Source organism: Streptomyces sp. NPDC056738 (genome assembly GCF_042790435.1).
Taxonomy (GTDB): domain Bacteria; phylum Actinomycetota; class Actinomycetes; order Streptomycetales; family Streptomycetaceae; genus Streptomyces.
On record NZ_JBHTZF010000010.1, the window covers coordinates 6,577 to 8,517 of the forward strand.

At 71.9% G+C, this 1,941-nt stretch carries 1 protein-coding gene; it reads left to right on the forward strand.

Annotated elements, in window-relative coordinates; genetic code table 11:
* Positions 1 to 400: 400 nt before the first annotated feature.
* Positions 401 to 1,941, forward strand: a 1,541-nt coding sequence (locus ACFRIC_RS25245; protein ID WP_382789655.1) for an Ig-like domain repeat protein, incomplete at its 3' end; no start/stop codon positions are given.

Genomic DNA, 1,941 nt, shown 5'->3' on the forward strand with positions numbered 1-1,941 from the left:
GGTCGTGACAGCCGTGAGGTCGCCGTCACCCTGACCTACGGCGGCGGGGAATCGCCGACGGTCACGACCGACCTCGTCGTCGAGGTGGAGCCGGTGTCCGGCGACGTCACCGACATCCGCACCACGAGCACCCGCTGACGCCGCGCCCGCTCCGCCGGGTCAGCTTCCGGCTTCGGCCGGGTCGGCTTCCGGCTTCGGCCAGGTCCACTTTCGGCTTCGGCCGGGGGTTGGACCGGCTTCGGCCGGGGGTGGGACCGGCAGCGCGGACGACCCCCGGAACCGGCTCCTCCGGCGCACAACCATTCCGGCGACTCCGTTGTCACATCCATGACACAAGCATCCGAAGCTTGCCGCGCCCGGTGCCGTCCGACCTCCGGTGACGCGCGGCCTTCCACGGCTCATGGGGGTACGAACCACCTTGCGCAACCGCAGGATCTCCACCGCGACGGCACTCGCCGTCCTCTTCAGTTCCGTGGCCCTGACGGGCCTCGGCTCGACGGCCGCCCACGCCGACGGCAACGCCGTCCTGCCCGTCGCCTCCGTCGCCGATGTCCTCGTGGACAGCGTGCACCGGCACGTCTTCGTCAGCGACCGGACCGACGGCAAGGTCGTCGCCACCGACTACAGCGGCACCGTCGTCGGGACCTTCGGATCGCTGCCGGGGGCCGACGGCCTGGAGCTCTCGGCCGACTCGCGGACGCTGTACGTGGCCGTCGCGGGCAGCGACGAGATCGCGGCGATCGACACGGCGGGCCTCACCGAGTCCGCGCGCTACTCGACCGGCACCGCCGACGCCCCGGCGACCCTGGCCCGCGCCGGCGGGAAACTCTGGTTCGGCTACGGCACGGCGGCGAACGGCGACATCGGCTCCCTCGACCTGTCGGGCACGGATCCCGTCCTCGCCGTGGCCCAGGACAGCGACAGCCGCTGGTACTACGCGCCCCGGCTGGCGTCCAACCCGGCCGCGCCCGGCGTGCTCGCCGCCGCCGAGCCCGGCATCAGCCCGGCCGCCGTGGCGACGTACGACGTCTCCGGCGCGGACGCGCCCCGGCGCATGGCCAAGGGCGAGGCCGGCAGCAATCTGCGCGACCTCGCGGTGACCCCCGACGGCGACCAGGTCGTCACGGCCAGCGGCTGGCCCTACCGGCACCAGGTGCTGTCCACCACCGACCTGAAGGAAGTCGGCAGTTACCCGACCGACCCCTACCCGAACGCCGTCGACATCGCCGCGGACGGGACCGTCGCCGCCGGCATCGACGGGTACAACAAACCGGACGTCTACGTCTTCAGGCCCGGCACCACCCAGCCGGTCCGGACGTACGACTTCGCCGACACCGGTACCGGCACCCTCGTTCCGGACGGCCTGGCCTGGGAGCCTGACGGCGACCACCTCTTCGCGGTCACCGGCAACGGCAGCACGTACCGCCTCAACACGCTGAACGCGCCGACCAAGGCCGCCACCACGGTGACGGTGAACGCGCCCACGCCGGTCGTCCCCGGCAAACCCCTCACCGTCACCGGAAAGATCACCGGCGGCGACCCGCTCCCCGCCGGAACACCACTGACGATCACCCGCACCGACAAAGAGACACCCACGGGCAAGACGCTGCCGCCCGTGACGACCAACGACGACGGCACCTTCACCTTCACCGACACCCCACCCGTCGAAGGCGACGCGAAGTACACCGTCTCCTACGCCGGCGACACCACCCACGCCCCGACCTCCACCACCAGCACCGTGACCGTCGCCCGCAGCACCACCACGGTGACGGTGAGCGCGCCGGCCTCGGTCGTCCCCGGCAAGCCCCTGACCGTCACCGGAAAGATCACCGGCGGCGACCCATTCCCCGCCGGAACACCACTGACGATCACCCGCACCGACAAAGAGACACCCACGGGCAAGACGCTGCCGCCCGTGACGACCAACGACGACGGCACCTT